The organism is Erwinia sp. Leaf53 (assembly GCF_001422605.1).
Taxonomy (GTDB): domain Bacteria; phylum Pseudomonadota; class Gammaproteobacteria; order Enterobacterales; family Enterobacteriaceae; genus Erwinia.
The window spans coordinates 37573-61881 of the sequence record NZ_LMLK01000005.1; the positions used below are offsets into that span (position 1 = coordinate 37573).

29 protein-coding genes are annotated in these 24309 nt (G+C 58.7%); 14 read left to right on the forward strand and 15 right to left on the reverse strand.

The window, feature by feature from the left end; all coding sequences use genetic code 11:
- Nucleotides 1-66: 66 nt before the first annotated feature.
- Nucleotides 67-1122 carry a DNA polymerase IV gene (dinB, locus tag ASF13_RS06520; RefSeq protein WP_056233820.1) on the forward strand — a complete coding sequence of 352 codons (1056 nt, stop codon included), beginning with the start codon at nt 67-69 and terminating at the stop codon, nt 1120-1122.
- Nucleotides 1123-1357: 235 nt separating this feature from the next.
- Here dinB and pepD read toward each other — a convergent pair whose 3' ends face one another.
- Nucleotides 1358-2815 (reverse strand): beta-Ala-His dipeptidase, encoded by a 1458-nt coding sequence (gene pepD, locus ASF13_RS06525; RefSeq protein ID WP_056233822.1) that lies wholly within the window; start codon nt 2813-2815, stop codon nt 1358-1360.
- A 260-nt stretch (nt 2816-3075) separates the two neighbouring features.
- Here pepD and gpt point away from each other — a divergent pair, with 260 nt between their 5' ends.
- The 3 genes from gpt (at nt 3076) to crl (ending at nt 5362) form a co-directional block, all read left to right on the forward strand.
- Nucleotides 3076-3534, forward strand: coding sequence for a xanthine phosphoribosyltransferase (gene gpt, locus ASF13_RS06530; protein WP_056233824.1), 459 nt, complete (start codon nt 3076-3078; stop codon nt 3532-3534).
- A 118-nt stretch (nt 3535-3652) separates the two neighbouring features.
- On the forward strand, nt 3653-4903 hold the full coding sequence (gene frsA, locus ASF13_RS06535) for an esterase FrsA (protein WP_056233826.1): 1251 nt from the start codon (nt 3653-3655) through the stop codon (nt 4901-4903).
- A gap of 57 nt (nt 4904-4960) precedes the next feature.
- Nucleotides 4961-5362 carry a sigma factor-binding protein Crl gene (gene crl / locus ASF13_RS06540; protein WP_056233827.1) on the forward strand — a complete coding sequence of 134 codons (402 nt, stop codon included), beginning with the start codon at nt 4961-4963 and terminating at the stop codon, nt 5360-5362.
- Between the two features lie 104 nt (nt 5363-5466).
- Here crl and ompC read toward each other — a convergent pair whose 3' ends face one another.
- Nucleotides 5467-6579, reverse strand: coding sequence for a porin OmpC (ompC, locus tag ASF13_RS06545; protein WP_056233829.1), 1113 nt, complete (start codon nt 6577-6579; stop codon nt 5467-5469).
- Between the two features lie 246 nt (nt 6580-6825).
- Between ompC and proB the strand changes: the two genes are divergently transcribed.
- The 3 genes from proB (at nt 6826) to crcB (ending at nt 9746) form a co-directional block, all read left to right on the forward strand.
- A complete protein-coding gene (gene proB, locus ASF13_RS06550; protein WP_056233831.1) occupies nt 6826-7929 on the forward strand; it encodes a glutamate 5-kinase in 1104 nt (367 codons plus the stop codon).
- A gap of 9 nt (nt 7930-7938) precedes the next feature.
- Complete coding sequence (gene proA / locus ASF13_RS06555) at nt 7939-9192, forward strand: glutamate-5-semialdehyde dehydrogenase (protein ID WP_056233832.1); 1254 nt, start codon at nt 7939-7941, stop codon at nt 9190-9192.
- Nucleotides 9193-9368: 176 nt separating this feature from the next.
- Nucleotides 9369-9746: a fluoride efflux transporter CrcB gene (gene crcB, locus ASF13_RS06560; RefSeq protein ID WP_056233834.1), complete on the forward strand. Its 378-nt coding sequence runs from the start codon at nt 9369-9371 to the stop codon at nt 9744-9746.
- 99 nt (nt 9747-9845) lie between these two features.
- Here crcB and ASF13_RS06565 read toward each other — a convergent pair whose 3' ends face one another.
- The 3 genes from ASF13_RS06565 to iraP all read right to left on the reverse strand — a co-directional run bounded on the left by ASF13_RS06565 (nt 9846) and on the right by iraP (nt 11843).
- Nucleotides 9846-10664, reverse strand: a complete 819-nt coding sequence (locus ASF13_RS06565; protein WP_056233836.1) for a shikimate 5-dehydrogenase — start codon at nt 10662-10664, stop codon at nt 9846-9848.
- Between the two features lie 175 nt (nt 10665-10839).
- Nucleotides 10840-11553 (reverse strand): transcriptional regulator, encoded by a 714-nt coding sequence (locus tag ASF13_RS06570; RefSeq protein ID WP_056233838.1) that lies wholly within the window; start codon nt 11551-11553, stop codon nt 10840-10842.
- A gap of 2 nt (nt 11554-11555) precedes the next feature.
- Nucleotides 11556-11843: an anti-adapter protein IraP gene (iraP, locus tag ASF13_RS06575; RefSeq protein WP_056233840.1), complete on the reverse strand. Its 288-nt coding sequence runs from the start codon at nt 11841-11843 to the stop codon at nt 11556-11558.
- Between the two features lie 154 nt (nt 11844-11997).
- Here iraP and ASF13_RS06580 point away from each other — a divergent pair, with 154 nt between their 5' ends.
- Nucleotides 11998-12195, forward strand: a complete 198-nt coding sequence (locus tag ASF13_RS06580) for a hypothetical protein (RefSeq protein ID WP_056233841.1) — start codon at nt 11998-12000, stop codon at nt 12193-12195.
- A 1-nt stretch (nt 12196) separates the two neighbouring features.
- Nucleotides 12197-12946, forward strand: coding sequence for a hypothetical protein (locus ASF13_RS06585; protein ID WP_056233843.1), 750 nt, complete (start codon nt 12197-12199; stop codon nt 12944-12946).
- A gap of 8 nt (nt 12947-12954) precedes the next feature.
- Here ASF13_RS06585 and ASF13_RS24750 read toward each other — a convergent pair whose 3' ends face one another.
- Entirely contained in the window at nt 12955-13125 is a 171-nt protein-coding gene (locus tag ASF13_RS24750; RefSeq protein ID WP_199177648.1) for a hypothetical protein, read from the reverse strand.
- A 130-nt stretch (nt 13126-13255) separates the two neighbouring features.
- On the opposite strand from ASF13_RS24750, the gene ASF13_RS06590 reads away from it, so the two are divergent.
- Nucleotides 13256-13486 (forward strand): hypothetical protein, encoded by a 231-nt coding sequence (locus ASF13_RS06590; RefSeq protein ID WP_056233845.1) that lies wholly within the window; start codon nt 13256-13258, stop codon nt 13484-13486.
- Nucleotides 13487-13552: 66 nt separating this feature from the next.
- Here the strand turns inward: ASF13_RS06590 and ASF13_RS06595 are convergent, their stop codons facing one another.
- Together ASF13_RS06595 and ASF13_RS06600 are read right to left on the reverse strand one after the other, a co-directional pair.
- Nucleotides 13553-13804: a hypothetical protein gene (locus ASF13_RS06595; RefSeq protein ID WP_056233847.1), complete on the reverse strand. Its 252-nt coding sequence runs from the start codon at nt 13802-13804 to the stop codon at nt 13553-13555.
- Nucleotides 13805-14006: 202 nt separating this feature from the next.
- Nucleotides 14007-14210 carry a KTSC domain-containing protein gene (locus tag ASF13_RS06600; protein WP_056233849.1) on the reverse strand — a complete coding sequence of 68 codons (204 nt, stop codon included), beginning with the start codon at nt 14208-14210 and terminating at the stop codon, nt 14007-14009.
- 367 nt (nt 14211-14577) lie between these two features.
- On the opposite strand from ASF13_RS06600, the gene ASF13_RS06605 reads away from it, so the two are divergent.
- Nucleotides 14578-14772 (forward strand): hypothetical protein, encoded by a 195-nt coding sequence (locus ASF13_RS06605; protein WP_056233851.1) that lies wholly within the window; start codon nt 14578-14580, stop codon nt 14770-14772.
- A 163-nt stretch (nt 14773-14935) separates the two neighbouring features.
- Here ASF13_RS06605 and ASF13_RS06610 read toward each other — a convergent pair whose 3' ends face one another.
- The 6 genes from ASF13_RS06610 to ASF13_RS06635 form a co-directional block, all read right to left on the reverse strand.
- Nucleotides 14936-15601 (reverse strand): ABC transporter ATP-binding protein, encoded by a 666-nt coding sequence (locus ASF13_RS06610; protein ID WP_056233853.1) that lies wholly within the window; start codon nt 15599-15601, stop codon nt 14936-14938.
- On the reverse strand, nt 15594-16442 hold the full coding sequence (locus ASF13_RS06615) for an ABC transporter ATP-binding protein (RefSeq protein WP_056233855.1): 849 nt from the start codon (nt 16440-16442) through the stop codon (nt 15594-15596). The genes ASF13_RS06610 and ASF13_RS06615 overlap by 8 nt, the downstream gene beginning before the upstream one ends.
- A complete protein-coding gene (locus ASF13_RS06620; protein WP_056233858.1) occupies nt 16432-17286 on the reverse strand; it encodes an ABC transporter permease in 855 nt (284 codons plus the stop codon). The genes ASF13_RS06615 and ASF13_RS06620 overlap by 11 nt, the downstream gene beginning before the upstream one ends.
- The gene (locus tag ASF13_RS06625; protein ID WP_056233859.1) at nt 17283-18344 is read right to left on the reverse strand and encodes an ABC transporter permease; all 1062 of its coding nucleotides are present in this window, start codon (nt 18342-18344) and stop codon (nt 17283-17285) included. The genes ASF13_RS06620 and ASF13_RS06625 overlap by 4 nt, the downstream gene beginning before the upstream one ends.
- Nucleotides 18344-19912, reverse strand: a complete 1569-nt coding sequence (locus ASF13_RS06630; RefSeq protein ID WP_056233861.1) for an ABC transporter substrate-binding protein — start codon at nt 19910-19912, stop codon at nt 18344-18346. Before ASF13_RS06630 ends, ASF13_RS06625 begins: the two co-directional genes overlap by 1 nt.
- A 135-nt stretch (nt 19913-20047) precedes the next feature.
- The gene (locus ASF13_RS06635; protein ID WP_056233863.1) at nt 20048-20707 is read right to left on the reverse strand and encodes a CPBP family intramembrane glutamic endopeptidase; all 660 of its coding nucleotides are present in this window, start codon (nt 20705-20707) and stop codon (nt 20048-20050) included.
- Nucleotides 20708-21061: 354 nt separating this feature from the next.
- Here ASF13_RS06635 and ASF13_RS06640 point away from each other — a divergent pair, with 354 nt between their 5' ends.
- Nucleotides 21062-21358 (forward strand): I78 family peptidase inhibitor, encoded by a 297-nt coding sequence (locus ASF13_RS06640; protein WP_056233865.1) that lies wholly within the window; start codon nt 21062-21064, stop codon nt 21356-21358.
- A gap of 31 nt (nt 21359-21389) precedes the next feature.
- On the opposite strand, the gene ASF13_RS06645 is transcribed toward ASF13_RS06640, so the two are convergent.
- Nucleotides 21390-21845, reverse strand: coding sequence for a redoxin domain-containing protein (locus tag ASF13_RS06645; protein WP_162237183.1), 456 nt, complete (start codon nt 21843-21845; stop codon nt 21390-21392).
- A gap of 574 nt (nt 21846-22419) precedes the next feature.
- On the opposite strand from ASF13_RS06645, the gene cspA reads away from it, so the two are divergent.
- Both cspA and ASF13_RS06655 read left to right on the forward strand, forming a co-directional pair.
- Nucleotides 22420-22632: an RNA chaperone/antiterminator CspA gene (gene cspA / locus ASF13_RS06650; protein ID WP_056233869.1), complete on the forward strand. Its 213-nt coding sequence runs from the start codon at nt 22420-22422 to the stop codon at nt 22630-22632.
- Between the two features lie 166 nt (nt 22633-22798).
- On the forward strand, nt 22799-23992 hold the full coding sequence (locus ASF13_RS06655; protein WP_056233871.1) for a multidrug efflux MFS transporter: 1194 nt from the start codon (nt 22799-22801) through the stop codon (nt 23990-23992).
- The last annotated feature ends 317 nt before the right edge of the window (nt 23993-24309 follow it).

The following is a 24309-nucleotide window of genomic DNA, read 5'->3' on the forward strand; positions in this document are numbered from 1 at the left end:
GCGATCGGGGCCGGATTGAATTTGCTTAATATGGCTGTATACTTATCCAGTACTGTCGGAGGGGATATGCGCAAAATCATTCACGTGGATATGGACTGCTTCTTTGCCGCCGTGGAGATGCGCGACGATCCAACCCTGCGCGAGATCCCAATCGCCATCGGCGGCAGCCAGACCCAGCGTGGCGTGATCAGCACCGCGAACTATCCGGCGCGGAAATATGGCGTGCACAGCGCCATGTCCACGGCGATGGCGCTGAAGCTCTGTCCGCATCTGCGGGTGATCCCCGGCCGCTATGACGCTTACAAAGAGGCCAGCAGCCATATCCGCGATATCTTCTCGCGCTATACCTCGCTTGTGGAGCCGCTGTCGCTGGATGAAGCCTATCTCGACGTCTCCGACAGCCCGCACTGCCACGGCTCCGCCACGCTGATCGCCCGTGAGATCCGCCAGACCATCCAGCGTGAGCTGGATCTCACCGCCTCCGCCGGGGTGGCGCCGATCAAGTTTCTCGCCAAAATCGCCTCCGATATCAACAAACCTAACGGGCAGTTCATTATCACTCCGGAAGAGATGCCCGCATTCCTGCTCGGCCTGCCGCTGGCGAAGATCCCCGGCGTCGGCAAGGTGACGGCGCGCAAGCTTGAGGAGCTGGGCCTGTATACCTGCGCAGACGTGCAGAAAACCGATCTTGCGACGCTGCTAAAGCGCTTTGGTAAGTTTGGCCGCGTGCTGTGGGAGCGCAGCAACGGCCTCGACGAGCGTGAAGTGGTGGTGGAGCGCCAGCGCAAGTCGCTGGGGGTGGAGCGCACGCTGTCGGAAGATATCCATGAATGGCAGGCGTGCCTGCCGGTGATTGACCGGCTGTATGACGAACTGGAGCGGCGGTTGCAGCAGATCCGGCCCGATCGCCAGATCGCCCGGCAGGGCGTTAAGCTTAAGTTCAACGATTTCCAGCTCACCACCCAGGAACACGTCTGGCCGGTGCTGAACAAAGACGATTTGATTGCGGTTGCGGAGAAAGCCTGGCACGAGCGGCGCGCAGGGCGCGGCGTCAGGCTGGTCGGTTTGCACGTCACGCTGCTGGACCCGCAGCTGGAGCGGCAACTGCTGTTGGGACTGTAGACGATCGCCGATGCATCGAACCGTTCGAACCGTTCTGCTGGTGAGGCGTAGCATAAGGTGGGTGGTTTGCAGCCTGGGGCTCGCTGGCATGAATGCGGATAGTCTGCAGCAGGGACACAACAGCGTAAAGCAGGGGCGGGGAGAGCAGGGCGCTAAGCGAAAAATCTGTAGCCGCCCTGCGGTGGCTAAAGTAGCCGGCACGGAGTGTCAGAGACAGGTTCCGCGCCGGTAGGGCTTACTTCGCCGGGATCGCCTTCAGCAGCGCGGTCAGCAGCTGCCAGTAGAGATCGACGCTGGCGATATGCACCTGCTCATCCGGCGAGTGCGGGCCGGTAATGGTCGGTCCGATGGAGACCATATCCATCTCCGGGTACGGCTCTTTGAACAGGCCACACTCCAGGCCGGCGTGGATCACCTGAATGTTCGGCGTTTTGTTGAACAGCTGCTGGTAGGTATCGCGTACCAGTGCCATCACCGGCGAAGTCGCGTCCGGCTCCCAGCCCGGATAGCTGCCTTTGGCCACCGTTTTTGCTCCGGCCAGCTGGCCCAGCGCGGTCAGCGTTTCCACCAGGTAGGTTTTTCCGCTGTCGATCAGCGAGCGTACCAGGCTGTTGATCTTCGCGCTGTCACCTTCAAAGGCCACCACGCCGACGTTCAGTGAGGTTTCCACCACGCCTTTCATCACGTCAGAATTGCGGATCACGCCGTTCGGCGTGCTGTTCAGCAGCGCGACAAACGCATCACGGCTCTGCGCGGTCAGCGCCTGTTCGCTGCTCGCCACCACCTCGGTGACGAGGGTGATGTTTTTCTCAACCTGGCTCAGCTCGTGCTGCAGGGTGGTCAGGTAGCCTGCCGCCAGCGCCTTCAGCTGGTCAGCGTTGCCGGCCGGCAGCGCCAGCGTGGCGAAGGCCTCACGCGGGATGGCGTTACGCAGCGTGCCGCCGGTGAAGTCGATCAGGCGCAGGTCGAGATCGGTCGCGTGAGCGAACAGGAAGCGCGCCAGCAGCTTGTTGGCGTTGCCGAGGCCGACGTGAATATCACAGCCGGAGTGGCCGCCTTTCAGGCCCTTCAGCGTCAGCTTCAGCGTCTGGAAACCGGCAGGCACTGCTTCCCGGGTCAGCGGCAGGGTGGTGGTGAAGTCGATGCCGCCCGCGCAGCCCATGTAGATCTCGCCTTCCTCTTCAGAGTCGGTGTTGATCAGGATATCCGCCTGCAGCCAGCCGGCCTGCAGACCGAAGGCACCGACCATGCCGGTCTCTTCGGTCATGGTCAGCAGCACCTCCAGCGGGCCGTGCTCGACGCGGCTGTCGGCCAGCACCGCCAGCGCCGAAGCGAGGCCAATACCGTTATCCGCGCCCAGCGTGGTGCCGCGCGCTTTGACCCACTCGCCGTCAATCCACGGCTGAATCGGGTCTTTGGTGAAGTCGTGTACCGTGTCGCTGTTTTTTTGCGGCACCATATCCAGGTGCGCCTGCAGCGCCACCGGTTTACGGTTCTCATATCCCGGGGTGGCCGGCTTGCGGATCAGGATATTCCCGACTTCGTCGCGTTCGTTCCAGAAACCCTGCTCGCTGGCCCACGAGACGATATACGCAGCCAGCTGCTCTTCATGGTAAGACGGATGCGGAATTGAACAGATTTTGGCAAAGATATCCCACAGCGGCTGTGGCGATAATTGAGACAGTTCAGACACGATGACTCTCCTGTGTCAGCAGCACCGGCCTGCCGCAGCGGGCGGTGAAGCAGTGATCGGTTGGACATTTCCCGCCGGGCATTCCGGCGTGATGAGGCAAGAATATCACCCTTTGCGGCCGCCTGCTTCGTTCGCTCGGCCAAAAAAGCGGTTACCCGCGTTTCTGACGCTGGTTTTTAGCGCGTCAGATCACTATAATTCCGCGCAACCTTTTCCCATTGCACATTTTTTAAGCCAATCACGTTGGCCGGGATTTCTTTATGAGTGAAAAATACGTCGTCACCTGGGACATGCTGCAAATTCATGCCCGCAAACTGGCTCAGCGCCTGCTTCCTGTTGAACAGTGGAACGGCATTATCGCCGTCAGCCGCGGTGGCCTGGTCCCTGCGGCCCTGCTGGCCCGTGAACTGGGCATCCGCCATGTGGATACCGTGTGCATCTCCAGCTATGACCACGACAACCAGCGCGAAATGAAAGTGCTGAAGCGTGCAGAGGGCGATGGTGAAGGCTTTATCGTAATTGACGATCTGGTGGATACCGGCGGCACCGCCCAGGCAATCCGCGATATGTACCCGAAAGCGCGTTTCGTTACCATCTTCGCCAAGCCGGCCGGCCGTCCGCTGGTTGACGACTACATTATCGATATCCCGCAGAATACCTGGATTGAACAGCCGTGGGACATGGGCGTTGCCTATATTCCGCCGATTGTTAAAAACTGATTGATGTCGGTCAAAACGCGCCCGGTTATGCCGGGCGCGTCTGTTTTTAGGCTTCGCCTGTTTCCATCGCCTGCGGTAGACTGAGTGTCTGATCCGCACGCCGAAGGAGACCCCACCCGTGTCACCGAAAAATCTCAGCGAAGAACTGTTCAAACCGCGCTTTAAACATCCGGAAACGTCATCGCTGGTGCGTCGTGTCCACCATCACCGCCCGTTAAACATTCATTCTGCCCTCGATGGGGAAAACCGCCCCGGATGGTACCGGATGATTAACCTGCTGCTGTGGACCTGGCGCGGGTTGTCACCCCTGGAAGTCAGCGAAGTGCTGGCGCGTATTGCGGTCAGCGACGTTGAACACACCGACGATCGGCTGCTGGATACGGTGATCGGCTATCGCGGCGGTAACTGGATCTACGAATGGTCAACCCAGGGCGCGGCGTGGCAGCAGAAGGCCAGTGAGTGCGATGACGATCTGCTGGCCGGCCAGCACTGGCTGCATGCTGCGAATCTCTACAGCCTCGCGGCCTATCCTTACCTGAAAGAGGATGTGCTGGCCGATCAACCGCTGCTGCTGGCCAACCGTGCTTATCAGGAAGCGACCAGCCGCCTGCCCGGCGAGCTGAAAGAGCTGGAGTTTGCCATCCCCGGCGGCAGCCCGGTGACCGGTTTTCTGCATATGCCCGCAGGCGTGCAGGCCCCTTATCCGACCGTGCTGCTGTGCGGCAACCTCGACTCGCTGCAGAGCGATCACTACCGTTTATTCCACGACTATCTTGCGCCCCGCGGCATAGCCATGCTGACGCTGGATGTGCCGTCGGTCGGCTTCTCCGCCAAATGGCGGCTGACCCAGGACTCTAGCTTCCTGCATCAGCAGGTGCTGCGCCAGCTAGACCGGGTGGCGTGGATCGATCATACCCGGGTGGCGGCATTCGGCTTCCGTTTCGGCGCCAATGTGGCGGTACGGCTGGCCTATATGGAACCGCAGCGCCTGCGCGGCGTGGCCTGTCTCGGGCCGGTGGTACACAGCCTGCTGAGTGACGCCAGCCTGCAGGATCGGGTGCCGGATATGTATATGGATATGCTGGCCAGCCGCCTGGGTATGTCCAGCACCTCAGACAGCGCGTTGCGTACCGAAATGAGCCGCTTTTCGCTGAAGCTGCAGGGGCTGCTGGGCCGCCGCTGTACCACGCCGATGCTCTCCGGCTACTGGGCCGACGATCCGTTCAGCCCGGAAGAGGAGTCACGGCTGATCGTCAGTTCGTCGGCGCAGGGGCGGCTGCTGCCGATGAAATCCTCACCGGCGCTGGCCGGTTTTGAACGCGGATTGAACGAAATCGGCGACTGGTTATTGCAACGATTACGCGCCTGATTTGCTAAAATTGCTGACTTTGCTACAACTATAGGCTCAACCAAGGAGTGTAAAACGATGACGTTACCGAGTGGACATCCTAAGAGCCGCTTAATGAAGCGCTTTGGCTCATTAGGTCCTTACATCCGTGAAGGCAAATGTGAAGGCGATCGCTTCTTCTTTGACTGTCTGGCCGTCTGCGTCAACGTCAAACCGGCACCGGAGAGCCGCGAGTTCTGGGGCTGGTGGATGGAGCTGGAAGCACAGAGCGACCACTTCACCTATGAGTACCATTTTGGTCTGTTTGATAAAGAGGGTAACTGGAAGCCAACGGCGATCAAAGGTAAGGACAATAATGCCCGCCTCGAAGAGACGTTACGCAAGTTTCATGAGCGCCTGAAGGCGCAGCTGGCCGAGCTGGAGCTGGGGCTGGTACCTGCCGCCGGGTTTGCCGATCAACCGGTTAAACTGAGCGCGTAAGTGCAACGCATGGCGGTAAAAGAATAAAGAAAAGGCCGGTGAGGAGAGCACCGGCCTTTGTTCAGACACATTATGAGGGGTGTTACAGGGTCGACACTGACCGCTTAGAACTGATAAACCAGGCCTACGGCAACCACGTCGTCGGTATTCAGAGACAGTTTGTTGTCGTCATCCAGCTGGTTAATTTTGTAATCCACATAGGCGTTCATATTCTTGTTGAAGTAATAGGTAGCGCCCACATCAATGTATTTCACTAAATCTTCGTTGCCGAGACCGTTCTCCATATCCTTACCTTTGGTCTGGATGAAGCCCAGTGACGGACGCAGACCGAAGTCGAACTGGTACTGTGCCAGCAATTCAATGTTCTGAGTTTTGTTCGCCATGCCGCTGATGCTACCACCGGTTACGGTGTTGGTGCCGCTGATTGGCGTCATGTTGCGGGTTTCGGTGTAGATTGCCGCCAGGTACAGGCCGTTGTTGTCAAACTTCAGACCGGTACCCCAGGAATCAGCTTTATCGCCGTGGCCGTAAGCCTGCGCCTGCTGGTTGTTGGTACGGTCGGATGAGGTGTAAGCACCGCTGACGCTCACGCCGCTGTCGCCCAGTGCGTAAACCGCAGACATACCGTAGCCGTCACCGTTCTGACGCGCAACGCTGGTACGGTCGTTAGCGCCGCCCGCGTCGTTTTTACCCTGATACTGCAGGGCGAACTTCAGGCCATCCACCAGGCCGAAGAAGTTGGTGTTACGGTAGGTGGCCACGCCGGTGGTACGCGCGGTCATGAAGTTGTCGGTACGCGCCGTGCCGTCACCGCCGAACTCTGGGAACATATCGGTCCAGGCTTCCACGTCGTACAGTACGCCGTAGTTGCGGCCGTAGTCGAATGAGCCGTACTGGCCGAATTTCAGACCAGCGAAGCCCAGACGAGTTTTGTTGCCGTTCTGCGCATCAGAGCTTTCGGAGTTGTTGGCGTTGAAGTGGTATTCCCACTGACCGTAACCGGTCATCAGGTCATTAATCTGGGTCTGGCCTTTGAAGCCCAGACGAACGTAGGATTTATCGCCGTTGTTGCTGTCGCTGTCGCTGAAATAGTGCAGGCCTTTGACCTTGCCGTACAGGTCCAGCTTGTTGCCGTCTTTGTTATAGACTTCTGCGGCCTGAGCTGCGGTGGAGAGGGCCAGTGCGGCGGTTAAGATTGCCAGTGCGCTTTTCTTCATTTTGCTATCAATCCCGAAAGAGTAAGTGTGTAAGCGGCCCACGGGGCTGCTCAAGGCAGGAACGTTTTACCCTTTTCGTATTAAACTTTTATTACACTTCTATACATTTCTTGTTATTAACGAACTTTTCGACTAGCAAGTGGTCAGGGCTTTTTCGTCGTTTTCCCAGGCTTGCTGTTGGTTTCCGGCGCGACACCTGTTAAAACGTTGCTTCGCACTCTTTTTTTACAATATGGCAGGAAATTAATGAGCAGCAGCCAGACCCTGGTGGTAAAACTGGGGACCAGCGTACTGACCGGCGGATCCCGTCGGCTGAATCGGGCCCATATCGTTGAACTGGTGCGTCAGTGCGCCCAGCAACATGCGGCAGGCCACCGGATTGTGATTGTGACGTCAGGGGCAATGGCCGCCGGGCGCGAACATCTTGGCTACCCCGAGCTGCCCCCTACCATCGCCTCAAAGCAGCTGCTGGCTGCGGTGGGGCAGAGCCGTCTGATCCAGCTGTGGGAACAACTGTTCTCGATTTACGGCATCCATATCGGTCAGATGCTGCTGACCCGCGCAGACCTGGAAGACCGTGAGCGTTTTCTTAACGCCCGCGATACCCTGCGCGCGCTGCTCGATAACCATATTGTGCCGGTGATTAACGAAAACGACGCGGTGGCCACCGCCGAGATCAAGGTCGGCGATAACGACAACCTGTCGGCGCTGGCCGCGATCCTCGCCGGCGCGGACAAACTGCTGCTGCTGACCGATCAGCAGGGGCTGTTTACCGCCGATCCCCGTAATAACCCGCAGGCCGAACTGATCGGCGACGTGCACGCTATTGACGATGCGCTGCGGGCGCTGGCCGGCGACAGCGTTTCCGGGCTGGGTACCGGCGGCATGACCACCAAGCTGCAGGCGGCCGACGTGGCCTGCCGCGCCGGCATTGACACCATCATCGCGGCGGGCAGCCGCCCTGGCGTGATTGGCGACGTGATTGCGGCTAATCCGGTGGGCACCCGCTTCCACGCCTTCCAGACCCCGCTGGAAAACCGCAAACGCTGGATCTTCGGCGCACCGCCGGCCGGTGAACTGGTGGTCGACGACGGCGCGCTGGTGGCGATCCTCGAGCGCGGCAGCTCGCTGCTGCCGAAGGGCATCCGTTCGGTCAGCGGCAACTTCTCCCGCGGGGAAGTGATCCGCATCCGCAACCTGCAGGGGCGGGACGTCGCCCACGGCGTATCGCGTTACAACAGCGATGCCATGCGCATGATTGCCGGACACCACTCGCAGCAGATTAGCGATATTCTCGGTTATGAATATGGTCCGGTGGCCATCCACCGCGACGATATGATTGTGGCTTAAGGAACAGAGATGCTTGAACAAATGGGTAAAGCGGCCAAGGCCGCGTCATATCAGCTTTCGGTACTCAGCACCGAACAAAAAAACCGCGTGCTGCTGACCATCGCGGACAGCCTGGAGTTGCTGAGCGCGGAGATTCTGGCCGCCAACGAGCAGGATCTGGCGGATGCCCGCCAGAACGGCATGAGCGCCGCGCTGCTGGATCGGCTGATGCTTAACCCGCAGCGCCTGAAGGGCATCGCGGATGACGTACGCCAGGTATGCAATCTGGCCGATCCGGTCGGCGTGGTGATCGACGGTGGCCGGCTGGACAGCGGCCTGCGCATCGAGCGCCGCCGCGTGCCCCTCGGCGTGGTGGGGGTCATTTATGAAGCGCGGCCAAACGTGACCGTCGACGTTGCCAGCCTGTGCCTGAAAACCGGCAACGCGGTGATCCTGCGCGGCGGCAAAGAGACCTACCGGACCAATGCGGCGACCGTGCGCGTGATTCAACGCGCGCTGCAGCAGCATGGGCTGCCGGCTGGCGCGGTACAGGCGATCGAAAGCCCGGATCGCGAGCTGGTTAATCAGCTGCTAAAGCTGGATCGCTACGTTGATATGCTGATCCCACGCGGCGGTGCCGGGCTGCACAAGCTGTGTCGAGAAAACTCGACCATCCCGGTGATCACCGGCGGTATCGGCGTGTGCCATATTTATGTCGATCGCAGCATCGAGCTGGAGCCGGCGCTGAACGTGATCGTTAACGCCAAGAAGCAGCGCCCGAGCGCCTGCAACTCGGTAGAGACGCTGCTGATTGATGCGGCGATCGCTGACAGCTTCCTGCCTGCGCTGAGCGCGCGGATGGCGGCCGAGGGGATTACCCTGCACGCCGATCCGCGTTCGCTGCCGCTGCTGCAGAATGGCCCGGCGGCCGTCAGCGCGGTGACCGACGCTCAGTACCGCGACGAGTGGCTGGCGCTGGATCTTAACGTTAAGCTGGTAGATGACCTGGACGAAGGGATCGCCCATATTCGCGAATACGGCACCCAGCACTCCGATGCGATTCTGACCCGCACCCTGAACCACGCCGACCGTTTCGTCAATGAAGTTGACTCTTCAGCGGTCTACGTCAACGCCAGCACCCGCTTTACCGACGGTGGCCAGTTCGGCCTCGGTGCGGAAGTGGCGGTCAGCACCCAGAAGCTGCACGCCCGTGGCCCGATGGGGCTGGAAGCGCTGACTACCTATAAGTGGGTGGCTTTCGGCGACGACACGCTGCGCGCCTGACCGCCTTAACAGCGCCCGCCCGGGCGCTTTTTTTCCCGCGCACGCGTCGAATTGCTCTGGCGGCAACGTTAGGGGTTGATGACGCCTGATAACCCTGACTTTTATCATGAGGTCGGTGTATCGGGCCGTCTGTATTCCGCCTGGCGGCACCGTCCTCGCTGCTGACTGAGGATGCTATATTGAAACCGTTACTGGCTGTAATGATCGGCGGCTGCGCCGGCTGTGTTATCCGCTGGCTGCTCGCCGTGCGCCTGAATTCGCTTTTCCCCTCTCTGCCGCCGGGCACGCTGCTGGTTAATCTGGTTGGTGGCTTGATTATCGGTGCCGCGATGGCGTGGTTTATGCGCCACCCGCAGCTCGATCCGGCCTGGAAACTGCTGATTACCACCGGCCTGTGCGGCGGTATGACCACTTTCTCCACCTTTTCTCTGGAAGTGGTGACGCTGATGCAGGCCGGTAACTATCTCTGGGCGATGGTCTCAGTGCTCACCCATGTTGTCGGCTCACTGCTGATGACCTTTGCCGGTTTCTGGCTGGTGTCGCTGCTGTTCTGACAAACGCGCCAGGGGGCGGGTTCACCGGCGCAGACTGCCCGGTGAACAATACAGGGCGCGCCAGCCTGTGCGAGTGTCAGAACAGAGAACAGGCTCTGTTTACTGACGCGCCCAGGCCGCCGCTTCGCGGAACAGCGCGTCGTCCGGGCGTATGCCGGTGTAGAGGGCGAACTGTTCCACCGCCTGAATAGCGAACACTTCGCTACCGGTAATGGTGGTTTTATTCTGCGCGCGCGCCTCACGCACCAGCGGCGTCAGTTCAGGCAGGGCCACCACGTCGAAAACGACGCTGGCGTTGGCGATGGTCGCCGGGCTGAATGACAGCTGTTCTGCTTCCTTGCCGCCGCTCATGCCGACGGGCGTCGCGTTGATGAGCAGCCCAGGTTTGAGATCACCCACTTCTGCCTGCCAGCTGAAACCGTACAGATCCGCCAGCTCGCGTCCCCGTGCCTCATTACGCGCAATAATATGGCCGTAGCGAAAACCAGCATCTTTTAACGCACAGGCGACCGCTTTGGCCATACCCCCGTTGCCGTTCAGCGCAAAGCTAAGCTGATTCGACACCTGATACTGCGCCAGCAGGCTGGCGATGGCGATATAGTCGGTATTGTACGCTTTCAGGCGGCCGTCGGTATTCACTATGGTGTTGACGGAGTCAATGGCTTTGGCCGAACTGTCCAGCTCGTCAATCATCGGGATTACCGCCTCTTTAAACGGCATTGAGATGGCGCAACCGCGTACCCCCAACGCCCGCACGCCGCCAATGGCCGCCGCCAGATCGGTGGTGGTAAAGGCTTTATACAGGTAGTTGAGATCCAGCGCGTTATACAGATAGTTATGGAAACGGGTGCCGAAATTGCCCGGTCTGGCCGCCAGTGACATGCAAAGTACGGTGTCTTTATTGAGATGTTGAGTCATATATTGTCCTTAAAATGACGGGCGCAAGGCGAAAGAGTTGAAAAGCAGATAATGGGGTACCCGAGGGGAATTAAAAACGGCTGAATTTGCCTGTAAGAGTTCCGCTTTTTATCATCGTGGCCGGCTTAACCACCATTATCTGCTACGGCTGTCGCTGCGCGATTTGGCAGGGAGATCACTCCTGCTCCGCCCGGCTGCGGATCTCTTCCAGGTAGTTGTAAATGGTGTAGCGGGTGACGCCCAACGCCGCGGCGGCTTTCTCAATGCCGCCTTTGACGATAAACATGCCGCGTTCCTGCATTCTGCGTACCGCCGCCAGTTTGGCCTGCTTACGGGCCGAACGCGGGCCAGTTTCCAGTTCGACCAGTGAATCGGCGATAATTTCCGCCATCAGCTGTTCCATATCGGCGCTCTCGGGCGCGGAGGCGGCCTGCACCGCAGGGGAGGGCTGACCGCTCAGCAGCCGGTCGATCGCCTCGCGGGCGGCCAGCAGCGCGTTCTGGTCACTGTTTATGCACAGCGCCGCAAACGGCTGGCCGCTGCTGTCGCGGTACAGCGCCGTGGCGCTGCGCAGCGTCTGCCCCTGTTTGTTGCGCGTGGCGTAATCAGGGATCACCAGCGGTGTGGTATCGCCGCCGTCAGGCACGCTATTAATCAGCGCGCTGAGCCCGAGATCCTGATCCGGTACCGCCAGCACCGAGCTGCCTGCCATGCGCCCGGTGACGTGGCCATTGGCAATCGCCATCACCGAAGTTTCCGGGGCGCTCAGGTCGTGCAGCACAATCTCAGTATCGCGCCCCACCACGCTACCCAGCGCCGAGAGCGCCGCGCGCAGCGTCTCGAACACCCGTTCGCGCTCTCGACTGAGTTCATCATTCAGCGAGGACATGGTTATTGCGTTGCCGCCGTTTGATCGACCTGACGGGTTACCGCCAGCAGGCGGTTCACGTGGGTCAGCAATAGATCAATATCGGACTGCAGGAATTCATCACCCGCTCGTGAAGCGGTCACGATGGCGTTGTTGATGTTTTCTGAAATTGAGGACGATTCCCCTTTGCCGGTGGTCAGCAGCAGTGCGGCAATCAGCAGCGATTGCGCCTCCACCTGGGCCGTCAGCTCTTTGGTATCCACGTCCATTTTGGCTAACTTCATTAAAATATCGATCACCAGTTGCTTCATGATGTCTCTCCGTAGTGTGAAGTAATGAAATTAGCATTCGCCGTCGGAAAGTAAACAGGATTTCTCTGCCAGCGGCGTGCGACTGACGCCGCTCAACCTGGCAACATCGCCAGTCTGTTGCCAGAATTACTGTTTTTCTCATAAGGAGCAGGCGATGTTGCGATTTTTACGTGCACTTTTTTCCAGCCCGGAGTCCCTGCTGCAGGTGATGAGCCCGGACGAGGTGGAAGAGGCTATTGAGGAGGGGGCGCGCATTATCATCAACGAAGACGGCGGTGCGACGGTCAATATTGCCAGCCCGGCGGTGCGCGAGGATTTTGTTCGCCATATTAACGCGCTGAAGAGGGCATAAGATGGGTACCGCAATCTTTATGGTACTGATGGTATGTGGCTACTGGTACACCAGCCGTGACCTCTCTACCCGCTTCAAAATCAAACGCTCGTTCGGCTGGGACGTCTATTTTCTGGTGGCGCTGTACGGCTGTATCTTTGTCCTGCAGGGCGTGATGGCGACCGGGTTAATCTGGCTGCTGCTGCTGGCCTGTTCCGCGGTCTTTAATGCCATTCCGGCACTTTCTCACGGTGAGTATCACCAGTGGCAGGCCGAGTTTATGACCTGGAGCTTCCTCGGCATTCAGGCACCGGTGGTGATTATGCTGGCATTCGCGGTGACTTTTTGCCTCTATCGCTCTAACTGGTCGGGCAGCGCCCGCCTCAACGGAGAAGGCCGTAAGAAGCTGTACAAGAGGCTGTCGCGCGCTAACGGCGTTGAAGGGCTGCTGTTTCAGTGCATGGAGGAGGGAGATCTCGCGTGGATCACACTCAAGTCTAAGCGTATCTATATCGGTATGATCCATACCGCTTCTTACGAAAATGAGATCACCGCCAATCTGGTGTTGATTCCGATGCTCAGCGGCTATCGCGACAGCGAAACGCTGAATCTGCGCATCGAGCATAACTACAGCCGCTGGTATGCGGAGCACGGCATCATGCTGGATTCTCAGCCAAGGTCGGCGCTGGACTTTCGTAAGGTGATTATGCTGGAACAGATCGAGAGCCTGTCGCTGTTCGATCCCGCCAGCGCGACCGCGCTGGCGTTATAATACGGGGATTAGCGATAGACCTCGCCACACATCAGGACGGCGTCGGGGCGCCGTTTATGAATACGCGCCATCATCTCTTCGCAGGTCGCACGGGTCGGAAAAATATGTTCAGACACCGGCAACGCGTCGCAGGCATCATGTCCACATGCGCTCACCAGTAAGACGAAACCTATTAACATGGCTCACTCCTTTGACAGATGCAGTTGCTACAGAGTATAGGCGAACCGTGACAAAATCGTGTTCAAAAGAATGCGCTGGCAAATGCGACAGATTTGCTATGCTTAATCTTTGACCAAAGAGGAGGAGAAAATGAGTAGCGAATCAGATTCACCCGTTTCCAGTGACGAAGAAGTGTGCACTATCATCGGTAAGGCGGTGGTCGACCTGAGTATGACCGGGCAACCGGTTAACAAAGCGACGCTGGGTCTGAAACTGTTGGCGATGGCCGATCAGGATCACGATGACGAACGGATTTTACTCTACTGGATTGCCCGGCGGGCAATCAATCAGCCGCACAAATTTGCCGAGGCGCGTTACTAGCCTGATGCTGATCGCCGGCTGATGTTTCACCGGCACCGGTGGCCACAGGATGGCCACCGCTGAGCGTCAGCTCTGATGGCTCTCCACCACAATCTCTGCCGCGCAGGTTTCCCCCGCTTTCACCAAACGATACTCTGCCTTACCCTGATGAACATAAATGCATGCCCGTCCGGCAGGCCCACCGTCCTGTTCCTGACTGAGCGCGATGGTAATTTTTTCCGCGTATAAAGCGGGGATGTAGCCCGCCAGCGGCAGCGCCAGCAAGGGGGACAACAGTGCAGCGCGCAGTACGCTAAAAGAATCCCGACGATCCGCCATGCTAACCCTCCGAAAGCGCCGTTGAGCGCGCGTAAATTCAGCTTTGATAATAGTCAGCCGGGCCGGTAGTGTCAGCATATTATTGGGCGAAAAGTAAACATAAGGCAACGGCGAACGGCTGGCGATGAGACCGGGAGCGCAAAAGGTCCGGCGTGCGGGCAAAGGCGGGGGGCAGAACGCCCCGCCGCTTAAAAACCATCACTTAACGTGTCGGGTAGTGATGCTTGATGTTTTGATTAAAAAACTGGCCCTTTGAGGGCGCAGCCATCAGGAAATGCCAGGCGGTAAGCGGAACGTGACAGTAGGTAAACATGTTACCGGAACAGGTTTCCACTTGCAGAATTTGCCTGTCAGCGTCATACCCGATGGACTGAATAATGGATGATGCTACACGCTGACGTTTCATCTTAACCTCCCTTACTGTTTTGCAATGGGTGGTTAAATTTTAGCCTGCGTGACCGGTTCTGCCTTGTCGGCGATCAAGAAAACAGGGGGGGTGGCACGAAAAGTTAATCAGGGAGGGAGCGGGGAAAAAATTGCCTCGGAAAATGGAAACCCAGCAGCACTTTCCGAGGCCATGCAAATGCATAATTCGTTACAGGCAGACACTGTAACGAACTTCGGAAAGTTGTACAAGATAAATTTATTTGTACAGATTAATTGCAGCGCCAGTGAGGACAGCGGCACTGTTGCGGTGAGAGGGAGCAAAAAGCTTCACCCGGCCCGGCCAAACTTGCTAAAGTTTAGCACTCAATGTCTTAACGGGATTTTTTATGTCGAACGAAATTGCACATCCGTCCAGCAGCCCAAAACAGGCTGCACTTCAGCTGGTGATTGAACTGGTACGCGCAGGAAAGCTCAGCCCGCTGCAGGGGGATGCCTCCAATATGATCTCGATTTACGAGCAGTTCAAAGCGCACTTTGAAGCGGACAAGCACAAACACGCGTCAGACTCCGCGATCTCCTGATATTGTGAATGCCCCGCTGACCCGGGGCTGAAACAGGTTTGTTTCTGGTGGTCCGATCGCAATGGCACCCACAGGTGCCGGGCGCTGTCATCGTAACGTCATCGTAACTCCCCCGGATCATCTGACCTGCTCCCTGCTCCGATCCCTGTATCTGAAGGGTGAATCAGCCGACAATCCGCCCGCGATCCATATGTACCGCACGATCGCACATATGATCGATCACGTCGGGATCGTGGCTGACCAGCACCATGGTCAGGTTCTCCTGCTGTTTCAGCTGATTCAGCAGGTTGAGGATCTCCGCCTGTACCGACATATCCAGCGCCGAGGTGGGTTCGTCAAGCAGCAGGATCTTCGGTTCCAGCAGCAGCGCGCGGACGATCGCCACGCGCTGGCGCTGGCCGCCGGAGAGCTGATGCGGATAGCGATCCGCCAGCGCCGTATCCAGCCCGACGTGGCTGAAGGCGCTATCGATGCGATCGTTGATGTTGTCCAATTTTAGCAGCTTAAGCGGCTCTGCCAGCGTGCGGCGCAGGCGATGGCGCGGGTGCAGCGAGGCATAGGGATCCTGGAACACCATCTGCACGTCGCGGCGAAGTTGCCCGGTGAAGGCGTTGCCGGGTAGCGCCGTATGTCCTGCCAGCCGCATCTGGCCCTGCCAGTGCGGGTTCAGTCCGGCCATCACCCACAGCAGCGACGATTTGCCGCAGCCTGAGGGGCCGACCAGGCCAAAGCACTCACCGGCAGCGATGGTCAGGCTGACATCATGCACCACGGTGCGCAGCTCGTAGCCCTGCCTGTGCGCTACGCTCAGCTGGTTTAACTCAATCATGCTGACCTCCGGCCTGCAGCGCGGCGCGGTCCAGCACCGGCAGTGGCTTACCGTGCGTGGATTTGTTCGGCCTGCACGACCACAGCGTGCGGGTGTAGGGGTGGGTAGCGTGGGGCAGATCGGCGGCCTGCAGGGTATCGAGAATATCGCCCTGGTACATTACTATCACCCGCTCGCAGTGTTCGGATACCTGTTGCAGGTCGTGGCTGATCAGCAGCAGCCCCATATCGCGCTGTTCCACCAGCTTGCGGATCAACGCCAGTACCTGATCGCGCATCGCGTGATCGAGCGCCGAGGTCGGCTCATCAGCGATCAAAAAGCGTGGCTCGGCGATCAGCGCCATTGCCAGCATCACCCGCTGGCCCATGCCGCCGGAGAGCTGATGCGGGTAACGCTGCATCAGCTCGGCCGGCTGCGGCAGGCCCACCGCATCCAGCATCTCGCAGACCTTCTCTCTGGTCTCCGCCCGGCTGAAGCGGCCGTGCAGCTTCAGCGGCTCGGCGACCTGCCAGCCGATGGTGCGCATCGGATTGAGGGCATATTTCGGGTCCTGCATCACCATCCCCAGCTGGCTGCCGCGCAGCTGGCTCCAGCGGCGCTCGCTCAGCGTCAGCGCATCTTCACCGGCCACGCTGAAGGTGTTGGCCCGCAGCCGTAGCGAAGGTGAAAGCAGCCCCATCAGCGCACGGGCGGTCAGCGATTTGCCGGAACCGGACTCGCCGACCAGCGCCACGCGTTCGCGGCCAAGGGTGAAGCTAATATTATTCACTAACGCCGATCCGGAGGGGGCATAAATCGTCAGGCCCTCTGCCACGATCGGCGCGGTTGTATCAGTTGCCATTTCGGGTATCCAGTCGGTCACGCAGGCCGTCGCCTGTCAGGTTAAAGGCCAGGCTGGCAAACAGAATTGCGCCGCCGGGCACGGCGGCCACCCACCACTGGTCGAAAATCACCTTACTGCCTTCGGCAACCATCGAGCCCCATTCGGCGGTCGGCGGCTGGATGCCCATGCCCAGGAATCCCAGCCCGGCGGCAGCGAGAATAATGCCGCCAAGGCTCAGCGCGGCACGTACCACGGCAGTAGGCAGGCACAGCGGCAGAATATGGCCAAACATCAGGCGCAGGCCGTTAATACCCTGCATCCGTGCCGCCGCCAGATAGTCACTGCGGCGCAGCGCCAGAGTTTCGGCGCGAGCCTGGCGGGCAAAGGGGGGCCAGCTGGTGAGCGCCAGCGCCAGCGCGCCGTTCATCAGACCGGGGCCCATCATCGCCACCAGCGCCAGGGCGATCACCAGATTGGGCAGCGACAGGAAAATATCGGTAATGCGCATCAGCACCCGCTCGCTCCAGCCACCGAGATAGCCGGCGCTGATGCCGATCAGCATGCCGACCGGAATGGTCAGCACCAGGATCAGCGATACCAGCAGCAGGGTGGGCCTTGCGCCATAAATCACGCGGGATAACAGGTCGCGGCCAAAGCCGTCGGTGCCCAGCCAGTGAGCGGCGGACGGCGGCGTCAGGCGCACGGCCATCTCCTGCGCGTTAGGATCGTATGGAGCCAGCAGCGGCGCGAACAGCGCGGTCAGAATCAGCAGGCCAACCAGCGTCAGGCCGATGCCTAAGGTGATATTGCGCCGTGCGGTTTGCGGCCGCAGGCGCGGTGGAACGGTTGAAGTGTGGCTCATCGGGTTCTCGGGTCGGTCAGATAGGTTAACGCATCCGCCAGCGCGTTGATGATGATAAAGCAGCCGCCAATCAGCAGCGTGGATCCGAGGATCGCCGGCGTATCTGAAGCAAACAGCGCGGTGGTCATATAGCGCCCGACGCCCGGCCAGGCGAAGACCATTTCGGTCAGCACTGAACCTTCCAGCAACGACGCATAGGAGAGCGCCAGCACGGTAATCAGCGTGCCGCGCACGTTAGGAAAGATATGCAGCAGCAGGATGCGACCGCGGCTGGCCCCTTTGGCCCGCGCCAGCGTCACATACTCTTTGCTGCTCTCTTCCAGCATCGCGGCGCGCAGCAGGCGGGTAATGGTAGCCATCGACAGCAGCCCCAGCACCGTTACCGGCAACCACAGATGGGCGATGGCGTTGCGGAACATCTCCGCGTCGCCAGACAGCCAGCTGTCAATCAGCACCAGGCCAGTTTTCGGCTCCAGAGTGTAGATCCAGATATCGTCCAGCCTTCCCGGCCCGGCCGACCAGTGCAGCACCGCATAGAACAGCAGCAGCCCGAGCAGCCCGAGCCAGAACACCGGCACCGAATAGCCAAGCAGGGAAATCAGCCTGGCGACGTTATCCAGCACGCTGCCCGGTTTCCAGGCGGCGGCCAGCGCCAGCAGGATGCCAGCCACCGAGCCAAAAATCATCGCGCAGGTGGCCAGCTCAACGGTTGCCGGGAAGGTACGCAGCAGATCGCTGGCCACCGGCTGGTTGGTGATGCTGGAGATGCCCAGATCGCCGCGCAGCAGGTGGGTCAGATAGTGCCAGAACTGCATATAGACCGGCTGATCGAGGCCGAGATCGCGGCGTACCTGGGCGTAGGTGGATTCACTGGCGTGATCGCCGGCGATCTGCAGCACCGGATCCACCGGTGACAGGTGTGACAGGGCGAAGGTGAACACCAGCAGCCCGACCAGGGTAACCGCCAGTGAAATCAGCGCACCCAGCGCGCCGCTGCTGCGCCGCCAGAACAAACGGGCCCCGTCAGGGGCCCCGCGTTGGCTTGAACCACTCAGCATTACTTGGTGACCTGGCTGTAATAAACCATATCCGGGTTGATACCCTGCACATAGCCCTGCAGATTATCGCGCAGCGCCACCAGGTTACGCGCCTGCATGCCGACCACATACGGTGAATGCTGCTGCACTTCACGCTGCATTTTCTGGTACAGCGCTACGCGCTTCGCCGGATCGGTTTCTGCGGTGGCGGCCAGCGTCTGTTTGCTCAGCTCCGGAATATGCCAGTTGGAGCGCCAGGCCAGCGTTTTGCTGCCGTCTTCCGGGTTATAGGCGAAGGCGGCCGCGTTGGTGTTCGGGTCGAAATAGTCTGCGCCCCAGGCGTTTAGCGTCGCCTCATACTGGTGCGCCTTAACCCTTGTTGCGACCTCGCTGCTGATGCCCGGCTGCACCTCAACCTTCACGCCACCTTTGGCAAAGCTGGCCTGCAGCGCCTGGGCGATGTCCAGATACGGCGGCTGGTTGCTGGTGGAGAGCTTGAAACTGACGTTGGTCAGGCCGGCTTTTTTCAGGATCGCTTTGGCTTTCTCCGGGTCATAGGTGAACGGATTATCGTTCAGCGCACCGAGGAAACCTTCCGGCAGGAACGACTGATGCACCTGGAACTGGCCCTTCAGCAGGTCGTTGGCAATGCCTTTGTAGTCAAACAGGTAGCGCGAAGCTTCCCATAGCGCCGGGTTTTTCAGCACCGGATTAGCGTCGATATTGAACTGAACGTAGTACAGCGAGGCCATCGGCACCGCCAGCGTTTTGACGCCGGCCTTATCCTTTAGCGCCGCCATCTGATCGGCACCCAGGTTACGGGCGATATCGGCATCACCCTGCTCCAGCAGCAGGCGGCGTGCGGCCGGCTCCGGCACGTTCTTAATCAGCACGTTTTTCAGCTTCGGTGCGCCGGCCGGTGAGGTCGGATTGGCGCTGAACAGCACCACTTCATGGGGGATAAACTTGCGGATCTGGTACGGGCCGCTGCCCGCAGAGTGCAGGCCCAGCCACTTGTTGCCGAAGTCGCCATTTTTCGCATTGGCCGCGACGGTTTTTTCGTCAACGATTGAGGAGACCGGGGCGGCCAGCAGGCTCAGCACATAGGTCGGGCTGACGTCGGCACTCCAGCTGATCTGCACGTGCTTATCGTCGATTTTTTTCAGCTGGGCATCAACGTTGTCTTTGGTCCAGCCGAGCTGAGTCAGAATAAACGACGGGTCGAGGTTCAGCTTTACCACGCGCGAAAGAGAGAAGATTACGTCTTCCGGGCGCAGCGGGTTGCCGGAGGCAAATCTGGCATCATCGCGCAGGGTGAAGGTCATGCTGCGGTTATCCGCACCCGGCTGCCAGCTGGTGGCCAGCGTCGGCTTGAGGTCGGTCGGGTTCTGTGGGTCAGACTGAACCAGGCGCTGATAGAGGTTAGTAAACGCCTGTACCGAGGTCAGTTCAAAACCTTCAGCCGGATCGAAGCTGCTGGCATCATCGATAGACTGAGCGATCACCAGCGTGTCAGCCGGGGTGGCAGCCGTCGCGGTAAAGGAGGCCGCCAGGGCTACCGCCATCACTGAGGGAGCTAAAAATTTCATGGTGTTTCCTTACCTTAAGATTTGTCGCGAGTGTAATTTAACCCTGCGAAATAACCATAGTAGATTATTGGCTAACGTTATGAGTAATGGTTATAAGCCAGCAAAAAGAGTTATAAACATCAGAGATGCTGTGGATTAATGGGAAAAAGCCAGCCACAGACCCGGTGCAACGCCAAGGAAATTATTGAGCATATGCAGAAAAATGGGGAGTCTGAGTCCGTTGGAAACGAAGCGAGCCGCGCACAGCAGCAGCGAGAGCAGCACCAGCGCGATCAGCGTTTGCAGATGCACGTACTGGGTATGCACGGCGGCAAAAATAAGCGAACTGAGCAGCGAACAGGCCAGCCGCTGCCGAGGTGCCCACAGTAACAGCCCCTGCAGCACAAAGCCGCGGAACAGGATCTCCTCATACACCGGTGCGAGAAAGACCACCGCCAGCGAGAACAGCACCACGGTATACAGCGAGCCGGTTTGCTGCGCACCGGTCCAGCCTTCGCGCTGCAGATAGAGTGACTGTGCAGCAATCAGCGCGATTAGCATCGCGCTGAACAGCAACGCCTGGCGCAGCGTTAGCCTGCCTGAGGGGATCGGGGTGTCATAACTGCGAACATACCAGCGGTAAACCGGCACCAGCGCGGCAAATTCCAGCGCACATAGCAGCGGCATCAGCAGGCCACTGGACTGCAGGTAAGTGAAATTCGGCAGCGCACCGACCAGCACGCTAATCGCATACCAGATAAACAGTGCGCCTGCACAGAGCAGGGTATGGGTGATGCGATCGCCGGGTAGGGTCATGCAGAGTTCTCTGTGCCAGGAGGCAACGATGATAACGTCTGCACGGTGGGCTGTCGATGGTGTGCCTGCATGGGAAATCATTGCGCAGGCGCACACAGGGTTAACGGACTTTTACCGCCACCAGCGTCATTAACAGGGCAAAAGCCAGAAACAGAGTCAGTTCCATACTGTATTTCTCTTGAGGATTAGCCTTGAAATTATAACCCGCAGGTAAGGTTTTTTTGAGCGATGCGTGCGCCTTAAAAGGCAAGGGAGGCAGCAATATGAGCTGTTTTTCTTGCGGCTTACGCGATTAAATCTGTTAGTCTTCACAGTAAATCGCTGGTTATCTACGCAAAAAGAGGAGCAGAAAACATGACCATTTATGGAAAAATCGCGGTAGTCACGGCGCTGATGGCGCTGTCAGGTTGCCAGTCAGCGGGCAACAAGGGCGCGGCGTCTGCCGCCGTGGATCCTGAGCTGGATCGCTGTGGTGCGTCGCAGTATCAGCAGTATGTCGGCAAGCCGCTTTCGTCGATTAACGACGTGCGCTTCGAGGGGCCGGTGCGTGCTATCCCGCATAACTCCGCGGTCACCATGGATTTTAATCTGAATCGCCTGAACTTTATGGGTGACCAGCAGCAAAAAATCACCAGCGTTTACTGCGGTTAAATCGCCGCTGACGGGCCTGTACAGCGGTCCGTCAGTATTGCCACTTACGCACCCACCAAAGTCGTACCCATACGCCAAGGTCGCTGGTCCAGCCGCTGGTGGTGCTGACCGCTTCACCTTTCGCCACGATAATCATGGTAGGAGAGGCGGTGACCTGCCAGCTATCGGCCAGTTCACCGCGGCTGTCATTGACTACGGGGACGGCCAGGTGATGCCCCTGCAGGTAGCGCACTATACCGATGTCATCCCCCGAGCGGACGGCAACCGTCAGCACCCCGATGCGTTTGCCGTCAAGCCGCATCATCAGCGGCAGGCCGTCCTGGCAGGCGGCGCACCAGCGGTTCCAGAACCATACCACCAGCGGCTTTTTAGCGCTCAGCTCGGCCAGGGTCAGATCGCGCCCGTCAATCGTGTGCAGCGAGCGTGTGGCGAAATCTGCCGGCAGGATCGGGGCGCGCAGGCTATCGTGAAGTTTAATCGTTAACACGATGATTATCAGCGGTAGCAGCAGGTATTGGCACAGCTGGCGGGCACGTTTTAAAAGTCGTCTGTTCCACTGGCTCACAAGCCGTCTCCTGATTTATTTCAACGCGATAACGGAGCGGGGCGGCCGCTGGTCGGGGGCTTATCTTAAAGGTGTGATGACGAATGGCAATCGTTCGGCGTGTAAACATTCGTATAGGTTATCCGCAGCAGGTTTCGCCGTTTCTTGTGGGGCGGATGGCGTCTACCTGCGGATGCCAGAGCGGGTTGCCCTGTGGCGATGGCATTGGCGGTTTGCGCAGCACATTTGTCGCGCAGGATTGATTTTTTCCCCTTAAATTCAATAAGCTGACATTTAATGACTTTTTTTGTTTTATTAATGCTTGTTATCGCGATGGTGTTATGAGTAAATGTGTCCGTCGGTTTTGATACAGACCCACGTATGCGAGCAATTTTAGTAAAGCAGTCTTCAGTTAAGCGTAACGCTGACTGACCTCCTTCTTGAGTGCCTCATAGTAATCCCTGTTGACAAACCTCGTGCCCTATGCGGCTTATCTACAATATTGAAGGATAGACACATGTCTAACAAAATGACTGGTTTAGTAAAATGGTTCAACGCTGAGAAAGGTTTCGGCTTTATCTCTCCAGCTGACGGCAGCAAAGACGTGTTCGTACACTTCTCTGCAATCCAGAACCAGGGTTTCAAAACTCTGGAAGAAGGCCAGAAAGTTGAGTTCTCTATCGAGAACGGCCAGAAAGGCCCTGCAGCTGCAAACGTTACTGCGCTGTAAGTGATGCCTGCTTCGTTGTCAGCGAATCGGTTAAACCGGTTCTGTTAACAACGAAATACAAAAAACCCGCCTCTGGCGGGTTTTTTGCTCTCAGGCGCGGAAAAATATCAGGCTCGTCGTGGTACACTTTTGGCTCATAGTGAAGCCAGAAGATAAAGCCGTCACAATGGAATCCTGGAAGGTTAACCTCATCTCAGTCTGGTTCGGTTGTCTGTTTACCGGCCTGGCCATCAGTCAGATTATCCCGTTTCTGCCGCTCTACGTTGAGCAACTCGGTGTTACCGATCCCGGCGCTCTGACGCTGTGGTCCGGCCTGATTTTCAGCATTACCTTTCTGATTTCTGCGATTGTTTCACCGATGTGGGGCAGCCTTGCCGACCGTAAAGGGCGCAAGTTGATGCTGCTACGCGCCTCTTTTGGCATGGGCGCGGTGATTTTGCTGCAGGCATTCGTCACCAACGTCTGGCAGCTGCTGGCGCTGCGTGCGCTGATGGGGCTGACCTCCGGCTATATCCCTAACGCGATGGCGCTGGTGGCCTCACAGGTGCCGCGTGAGCGCAGCGGCTGGGCGCTGAGCATGGTTTCTACCGCACAGATCTGCGGGGTGATTTTGGGGCCGCTGATGGGCGGGCTGCTGGCCGACTGGGTTGGGTTGCGGGCGGTATTTCTGCTTACCTCGGGTTTGCTGCTGGTAAGCTTTATGATCACCCTTTTTCTGATTAAAGAGGGCGGGCCGCCGCGGGTCAGGAAAGAGGACAAGCTTAGTGGCGCGATGGTATTTCGCACGCTGAGCCGGCCGGGGCTGGTGATCAGCCTGTTTATGACCACCCTGGTTATCCAGCTGTGTAACGGCTCCATAAGCCCGATATTAACGCTGTTTGTGCGCGAACTGGAGCCGAACGTACAAAATATCGCCTTCCTCAGCGGCGTGGTTGCGGCGATCCCTGGCGTGTCGGCGCTGCTCTCGGCCCCCTCGCTGGGTAAACTCGGCGATCGGATTGGCGCGCAGCGCATTCTGTTTGCCTCACTGATCCTGACAATAATGCTGTTTATCGGCATGTCCTGGGTGACCAGCGCCACCCAGCTGGCGATACTGCGCTTCCTGCTGGGCTTTGCGGAAGGTGCGATGATGCCGGCGGTACAGACGCTGCTGCTGCGTTATTCCAGCGACCAGGTGACCGGGCGTATCTTTGGCTATAACCAGTCGTTTATGTATCTGGGTAACGTGGTGGGTCCATTGATGGGATCCGTGATTTCAGCCGGTGGCGGCTTCCGCTGGGTGTTTGCCGCCACCGGTCTGGTGGTGTTGGTCAATACCGTGCAGCTGATCTGGCGCTATCGGCGGCCTCACCCGCGTTAAGGCGCCGCGATCGTCATTCACCTGCGTCCCCCGGACGATGATCGACGCTGAAAATGGGTTTGAGCGCAGGGCGGCTACAGCTTTTCGTCGGTATAACCGCAGGAAAATGTTAAGCGCGGTTACCGCCGGTAAAAAGCCCGTGGAACCAGAGTAATCTGCATTGTGAGCGGCTGGAACGGCGCTTACTATCACCGCGAAATGACAAACTGAGGTTATCCCATGATTCGAATTCTTAAAGCGGTGAGTGTCGTTGCGCTGGTTGCAGCATTAAGTGGCTGCCTGTTCCCACCACCGGGTGGCGGCGGCGGTTGGGGCGG

What these genes read in the sequence shown, in the direction of transcription:
- ASF13_RS06630 (WP_056233861.1), bottom strand. Translation starts at nt 19,912, where the DNA reads ATGAAATTTTTAGCTCCCTCAGTGATGGCGGTAGCCCTGGCGGCCTCC.
- ASF13_RS06610 (WP_056233853.1), bottom strand. Translation starts at nt 15,601, where the DNA reads ATGATTGAGTTAAACCAGCTGAGCGTAGCGCACAGGCAGGGCTACGAG.
- ASF13_RS06625 (WP_056233859.1), bottom strand. Translation starts at nt 18,344, where the DNA reads ATGCTGAGTGGTTCAAGCCAACGCGGGGCCCCTGACGGGGCCCGTTTG.
- ASF13_RS06570 (WP_056233838.1), bottom strand. Translation starts at nt 11,553, where the DNA reads ATGTCCTCGCTGAATGATGAACTCAGTCGAGAGCGCGAACGGGTGTTC.
- ASF13_RS06595 (WP_056233847.1), bottom strand. Translation starts at nt 13,804, where the DNA reads ATGGCGGATCGTCGGGATTCTTTTAGCGTACTGCGCGCTGCACTGTTG.
- ASF13_RS06605 (WP_056233851.1), top strand. Translation starts at nt 14,578, where the DNA reads ATGTCGAACGAAATTGCACATCCGTCCAGCAGCCCAAAACAGGCTGCA.
- cspA (WP_056233869.1), top strand. Translation starts at nt 22,420, where the DNA reads ATGTCTAACAAAATGACTGGTTTAGTAAAATGGTTCAACGCTGAGAAA.
- proB (WP_056233831.1), top strand. Translation starts at nt 6,826, where the DNA reads ATGAGCAGCAGCCAGACCCTGGTGGTAAAACTGGGGACCAGCGTACTG.
- ASF13_RS06580 (WP_056233841.1), top strand. Translation starts at nt 11,998, where the DNA reads ATGTTGCGATTTTTACGTGCACTTTTTTCCAGCCCGGAGTCCCTGCTG.
- ASF13_RS06655 (WP_056233871.1), top strand. Translation starts at nt 22,799, where the DNA reads ATGGAATCCTGGAAGGTTAACCTCATCTCAGTCTGGTTCGGTTGTCTG.
- crl (WP_056233827.1), top strand. Translation starts at nt 4,961, where the DNA reads ATGACGTTACCGAGTGGACATCCTAAGAGCCGCTTAATGAAGCGCTTT.
- gpt (WP_056233824.1), top strand. Translation starts at nt 3,076, where the DNA reads ATGAGTGAAAAATACGTCGTCACCTGGGACATGCTGCAAATTCATGCC.
- proA (WP_056233832.1), top strand. Translation starts at nt 7,939, where the DNA reads ATGCTTGAACAAATGGGTAAAGCGGCCAAGGCCGCGTCATATCAGCTT.
- ASF13_RS24750 (WP_199177648.1), bottom strand. Translation starts at nt 13,125, where the DNA reads ATGTTAATAGGTTTCGTCTTACTGGTGAGCGCATGTGGACATGATGCC.
- ASF13_RS06565 (WP_056233836.1), bottom strand. Translation starts at nt 10,664, where the DNA reads ATGACTCAACATCTCAATAAAGACACCGTACTTTGCATGTCACTGGCG.
- iraP (WP_056233840.1), bottom strand. Translation starts at nt 11,843, where the DNA reads ATGAAGCAACTGGTGATCGATATTTTAATGAAGTTAGCCAAAATGGAC.
- ASF13_RS06640 (WP_056233865.1), top strand. Translation starts at nt 21,062, where the DNA reads ATGACCATTTATGGAAAAATCGCGGTAGTCACGGCGCTGATGGCGCTG.
- ASF13_RS06615 (WP_056233855.1), bottom strand. Translation starts at nt 16,442, where the DNA reads ATGGCAACTGATACAACCGCGCCGATCGTGGCAGAGGGCCTGACGATT.
- ASF13_RS06600 (WP_056233849.1), bottom strand. Translation starts at nt 14,210, where the DNA reads ATGAAACGTCAGCGTGTAGCATCATCCATTATTCAGTCCATCGGGTAT.
- ASF13_RS06585 (WP_056233843.1), top strand. Translation starts at nt 12,197, where the DNA reads ATGGGTACCGCAATCTTTATGGTACTGATGGTATGTGGCTACTGGTAC.
- ompC (WP_056233829.1), bottom strand. Translation starts at nt 6,579, where the DNA reads ATGAAGAAAAGCGCACTGGCAATCTTAACCGCCGCACTGGCCCTCTCC.
- ASF13_RS06590 (WP_056233845.1), top strand. Translation starts at nt 13,256, where the DNA reads ATGAGTAGCGAATCAGATTCACCCGTTTCCAGTGACGAAGAAGTGTGC.
- ASF13_RS06635 (WP_056233863.1), bottom strand. Translation starts at nt 20,707, where the DNA reads ATGACCCTACCCGGCGATCGCATCACCCATACCCTGCTCTGTGCAGGC.
- dinB (WP_056233820.1), top strand. Translation starts at nt 67, where the DNA reads ATGCGCAAAATCATTCACGTGGATATGGACTGCTTCTTTGCCGCCGTG.
- ASF13_RS06620 (WP_056233858.1), bottom strand. Translation starts at nt 17,286, where the DNA reads ATGAGCCACACTTCAACCGTTCCACCGCGCCTGCGGCCGCAAACCGCA.